The organism is Atribacter sp. (assembly GCF_035418125.1).
GTDB classification, from domain to species: Bacteria; Atribacterota; Atribacteria; order Atribacterales; family Atribacteraceae; genus Atribacter; species Atribacter allofermentans.
In genome coordinates this window covers 1-5,330 of sequence record NZ_DAOLQM010000150.1, presented here as the reverse complement: position 1 = coordinate 5,330, position 5,330 = coordinate 1, and the positions used below count along the sequence as shown (strand labels likewise).

The 5,330-nt window shown below is 41.9% G+C and carries 6 protein-coding genes; all 6 read right to left on the bottom strand.

Translation table 11 applies throughout. The annotated features are described in order from the left end of the window. The coding region (locus PLK24_RS07940; RefSeq protein WP_324477948.1) for an ROK family transcriptional regulator at positions 1–450 on the bottom strand (450 nt) is incomplete at its 3' end. A 303-nt stretch (positions 451–753) separates the two neighbouring features. Continuing rightward, positions 754–1,731 carry an alpha-ketoacid dehydrogenase subunit beta gene (locus PLK24_RS07935; protein WP_324477946.1) on the bottom strand — a complete coding sequence of 326 codons (978 nt, stop codon included), beginning with the start codon at positions 1,729–1,731 and terminating at the stop codon, positions 754–756. Positions 1,732–1,746: 15 nt separating this feature from the next. Continuing rightward, complete coding sequence (locus PLK24_RS07930; protein WP_324477945.1) at positions 1,747–2,706, bottom strand: thiamine pyrophosphate-dependent dehydrogenase E1 component subunit alpha; 960 nt, start codon at positions 2,704–2,706, stop codon at positions 1,747–1,749. A gap of 683 nt (positions 2,707–3,389) precedes the next feature. After that, positions 3,390–3,857: a pyridoxamine 5'-phosphate oxidase family protein gene (locus PLK24_RS07925; RefSeq protein ID WP_324477944.1), complete on the bottom strand. Its 468-nt coding sequence runs from the start codon at positions 3,855–3,857 to the stop codon at positions 3,390–3,392. Positions 3,858–4,068: 211 nt separating this feature from the next. After that, positions 4,069–4,242: a hypothetical protein gene (locus PLK24_RS07920; RefSeq protein ID WP_324477942.1), complete on the bottom strand. Its 174-nt coding sequence runs from the start codon at positions 4,240–4,242 to the stop codon at positions 4,069–4,071. Positions 4,243–4,259: 17 nt separating this feature from the next. Continuing rightward, positions 4,260–5,330 (bottom strand): uroporphyrinogen decarboxylase family protein (locus tag PLK24_RS07915; RefSeq protein WP_324477941.1); only part of this gene is annotated, 1,071 nt, incomplete at its 5' end.

Here is a 5,330-nt window from a genome sequence, read left to right as displayed (position 1 = left end):
GAATCCTGGGGTTCCAATACCGACGCCAGCAATTTTGTTTGGTAACAAATTATGTGAACGACAAAGCTGGGAGATTTTTTCCGAAAGCTGATTAGCAATAGACAAAGGACCGTGGGAAGGATCAGGAAAATATTGTTCACGTTTTAAAACAGTACCGGTTAAATTGCAAAGTATAATTTGTCCTTTTCGGGAAATCTCCACTCCAAAGACATATTGATGCTCACTGTTGAGGTCTATCAAGAGTGGCTTCTTCCCCCGCAACGACTCACCCTTTCCAATTTCTTTTAATATACCTTCTTGAATTAAAGAGTCAATAATTCGGGAAACCGAGGGCAAAGAAAGACCGCTGATTCGTGAAATCTCCGATCGAGAAAGCGATCCCTGTTTCCGAATCAATCCAATAATATTAGAACGATTAATTTTCCGAATTAAACTGGGGGTTCCTCTCATATTTATTACTAACCTTTAGTAATAAATATATATTAGAAAGACAGCCTCTCTCTGTCAAGAGTCAGGCTGAACCATTTATCCTGAAAATACAGTAATAAATAAAAAATGACTTCATTCCGAGCGGTGCCTTCCCGCACGAGAATCTCATCTGACGCTGCAGGCGTTATCCTGAGGCTTTGTTTTTCGAAGCCGTGAGGACCTCATCATTTTGTTTTTTATTAATATATTTTTCTAAACTTCTCCTTTTTTTACTCTCCCACTAAGGGAAAAGGACGATGTTGCCGATATCCCGAATTGAAGACTTTAAAAATTAATCACTGACCGAACGGCTTTTTCAATATCGTCTTCTTGAGGAATGACATAACTTTCCAAATGCGGAGCCATTGGGATCGGGATGTCTTTAGCACCAACTCGCTTAATCGGAGCATCAAGATAGTCGAAAGCTTCATCAGCAAGGCGTGCTGCAATTTCAGCACCTGGCCCATAACTTAAATGGGCTTCATGAACAATGACCGCCCGATGGGTTTTTTTTACTGAATGAACCAAGGTTTCAATATCCAATGGAACCAGAGTGCGGGGATCGACAACTTCAATACTAACTCCTTCGTTTTGTAAACGTTCGGCTACCCGCAATGACTTGTGTATTGTTTCTGCGGTGGCAATAATCGTTACATCACTCCCGGTTCTTTTAACGTCTGCAACTCCAAAAGAAATGGAATACATTTCTTTTGGGACATCACCTTTGAGATTGTATAGTCCTTTATGTTCGTAAAAGAGCACCGGGTTATTGTCTTCAATAGCAGTTTTAAGTAGACCCTTTACATCATAGGGGGTCGAAGGAACGACGGTTATAAAACCTGGGATGTGGGCTAACATCCCCTCTAAGGATTGAGAATGTTGGGCTGCTGCGGACTGACCGGCACCAATAGTAGTTCGAATCACCAAAGGAAGTTGACATTGGTCGCCAAACATGAATCGCATCTTTGGTGTTTGGTTAACCAACTGATCACCTGCAACAAAAAGGAAGTCGCAGAACATAATTTCGGCTATCGGTCGCTTTCCTACCGAGGCAGCGCCAGTGGCAGCACCCACAATTGCTATTTCAGACAAAGGAGTGTTACGGACTCGCTCATTTCCAAATTTTTTCCATAATCCTTTGGTAACGCTAAATGCCCCGCCCAGAGGTCCAATGTCTTCTCCCAATAAAAAAACATCGGGATTCGTTTCAAGTTCATAATCTAAAACTTCATGAATGGCTTCACGATAAGTAATTTGTCGCATGATTCATTCTCCTTCTCAGTGTATATAAAGTGTAGAGAGGCAAGCTTGTGGATCGGCATAAGGCGAGGTACGACCGAATTCAATGGCATCATTAATTTCATTGACAATCTCCTCGGTAAGAGCTTCAATTTCATTGGAAGTGATGAATTTTTGGTCGAGGAGAAACCTTTCAAAGTTTACGATGGGGTCTTTCTTTTTCCATTCCTCGATATCAGCCTTGGTCCGGTATGGCTGAGGATCACCTTCCCAATGTCCGCGGTATCGATAGGTTTTAGCTTCCAATAGGGTCGGTCCTTTACCTGACCGAGCCCTTTCAATGGCCGTTTGAGCGTTTTTGTAAACTGAAATGACATCCATGCCATCGGTGGTTACTCCCGGCATCCCGTAACCCACCGCCCGGTCGGCAATATTATGGATTGCCTGATGCTCGGCTTGTGGTGTGGTTTCAGCATAAAGATTGTTTTCACATACATATACAATGGGGAGTTTCCAGGCTGAAGCTAAATTGAGGGATTCATGAAAAGCACCTTGATTCGAGGCTCCATCGCCAAAGAAGCACACCGTAACCTTGCCGTCTTTTTTCATCTGACTTCCCAAGGCCGCACCAGTAGCAATGGGAATACCCCCTCCTACAATTCCATTGGCACCCAGCATTCCCAGGGAAAAGTCAGCTATGTGCATGGATCCCCCTCTTCCCTTGCAGTAGCCGGTTTCTTTGCCATATAACTCAGCCATCATTTTCCGAAGAGACACTCCTTTGGCAATACAGTGACCATGGCCTCGATGGGTGCTGGCGATATAATCACTAGGGTTTAGCGCCAAACAAACGCCAGCAGCGACAGCCTCTTCCCCGATATAACTATGAAGCCAGCCCGGCAATTCATGAGCAGCAAATAACTTTACTGCCTCCTCTTCAAAGATCCGGATCTTTTTCATGGTTATGAGAAGGATTCGAGCCAAATCTTTTTCAATCATAAACGCTATTCTCCTTTATTCGATATTAGTTTGTTTCCTTTATGATACTTAATTTTTTTTCAAAATCCCTCTTTAGAGGAGATTTGAAAAAAAATTATTGCTGCTCACCCTGAACCTCTCCCGCTGAGAGGCGAGGGAAAAAATAAATAAAAGAATGAAATAGTTCCTTCTCCCTTGATGGGATAAGGTGAGGGTGAAAGCTCAGGATTCGACATGCCATGGCAGGTCGCTATATTAATTAAAGAATGGGCACAATACACAATATATTGTGCCCCGACATTTTATATTCTTTGGTAGGGGCTTGATTTATCATGCCCGTGGATTTTCAGGATAGACCCTCATGCTGCCTAGCAGCACCAGATGAGCATGAAAATACCTATCTAAATCCGTCATTGCGAGGAGCAAAGCGAAGTGGCAATCTCATTTAGCAAAATTTTGTTTATGTAACTTTCTCATTATTTCAGAGTAACCATTAAAAAATGAAAAGCACCCTCCCCGCCATAAAACGGCACCCCTCCAAGGAGGGGAATTGTTAAATTCATTCTTTCTCATTTTGTTTTAATCACTTTTCACTTATTTCGGTATTTTCAGGATAGAACGGGAGGAGGTTTCTCATTTCCCGATTCCATATTTTAGAATGATTACGGTCTTAAGCCAATCGGATCACCGTCGAATAAACAAGTTTAGAAGTTAGGCGCGCTATAAGAGTTTGGATAGAGCTCGGTGACAACCTTAAACTGCTGGACCACATAATACTTTTCAACTTCGACTAAAATGAGCGCACAGTTCGGGGAATCGGTGAATTCAACCAGTGATGGGTGTTTGATAAGATGATGAAGAAGGAAGGGCGCCTTTTCATCCAAAGCAAGCTCCCGAGCATTCCCAAAAACGGTTACTGCAACAGCTCGATGGAGATCGCTTTCCTGGTTTGACCGGTTGTCAACGAGGAGAGAAACACGACGATTTTTTTTCAGATTGGTATATTTTTGAGTATTACGGTAGGTCGCAAAAACTATTGAATGTAAATCATCGGTGGCCGAAAAATTGACAATACTACAATGAGGCGTATTTCCATTGGAAGTACCTAACACTGCCAGATTTTGAGTTTGCATTAAATTTTGGATAATTGGTATAACTGATGAGTTTTTCATTTTGATTATCGAAATCTCAATGAATTTTAATCACTTTTTCACTCATTTTAACATAACTTGACAATCGAAATAGGTTTTTTGAAGAAAACTAAAATAATACTAAAGTTGAATTACTAAAAGATAAAAAATAGCAACTCAGCCGATTTTTTATTGTTAAGAAGCTCTTGTAAAACTCTTAATTATAAAAAAATTGAAAGTTAATGGGTTGGCATTAAAATGAAACCAGAATATGCCAAACAAAAGTCCAGGCAAGACGATCGGTGTTTTCCCAAACTTCCCGCACTATCGTCTCATCTCCGGTAATCTGAGGAATTCTTTTTCTTTCCTCATCCCAAGGGAGAAAGACTCCAGGGGTACGACCAGTTTTCAAATGGTGGTTTTCCATTGCGCAACTCCTTTACATTAATACTGCCCGTATTCTCGAGTAAATTCGGTGAGGGCATGGATGCAGTCGACCCGAGCATCGTTTTGGATAATAGCCCCGGCATCCATAATATATCCCCCATCTTGGGCGACGCCATCGATTACTTTTTTACAATAAGCTTTCACTTCTTCAGGTTCTCGATGGAAAAGATCATTGGGAATTCCGCCACTTAAACAAAACTTATCACCGAAAATCTGATGAGCTAAGAAAATATCTCCCCGGTCAACATGGTAGATAATGCTACCGGCAGGTAGTTCCCGAAACGTTTCCAAATGATGATCCCAATTTCCTTCAGCGTAAAAGAGAACTTGATTTCCGTGTTTCCATATTTCTTCGATAATAGGTTTGAGAGTAGGCCAAAAGATATTTTGAAAATGATCATGAGAAATGAGAGGAACACAACTGCGATGCATCCAGAAACCAATAGGTACTTGTTTTTTTGGATCAGCGCTATCAAGAGCGACCTGCAGAAGGTGAGGCATCATCGCTTCACAAGCTTCTAATACCTTTTTTGGTTGATAGCAGAGGTCATTAGCTAGTCCGTAATATCCCCTTAATTTGTCAGCAAGAATATCAAGAGGAGCCTTGAGAATACCGCAGATTGCTGACACGGTTCCGCATTCGGCTTGCAGAGATTGGGCCAAATTTCCTAAAACGTTAAAATATTCGGTCATGGCCATGCCGCCCTTAAGTAGGGCAAGATTATGACGCTCACTAATCGGTTGGCCAGGGCGTTGGATTTCGCTTGAAACTTGAGGCAGCCAAATATTAAATAAGTATCCAGTAGGGTCAGCTATTAATAAATCATAGTCCTCGGGAGGCATGAAAGCTTTTTCTTCGGGGGGTTCTTTATACTGAAAGCCAACTTGGGGCGGTAAATCAATCCCAGGAATACCATAATAAGTAAGGCCTATCGCCTGTACGAGGCCAGTCCAACAGTAGATCATATTCGCAGGAATGGCATCCCAATCAAAATCATGAGCACATTTCAAATAAGCTTTTACTGCATAGCGATAATCATGAGTTGCTTGTTGAGCGGTATAACCAGC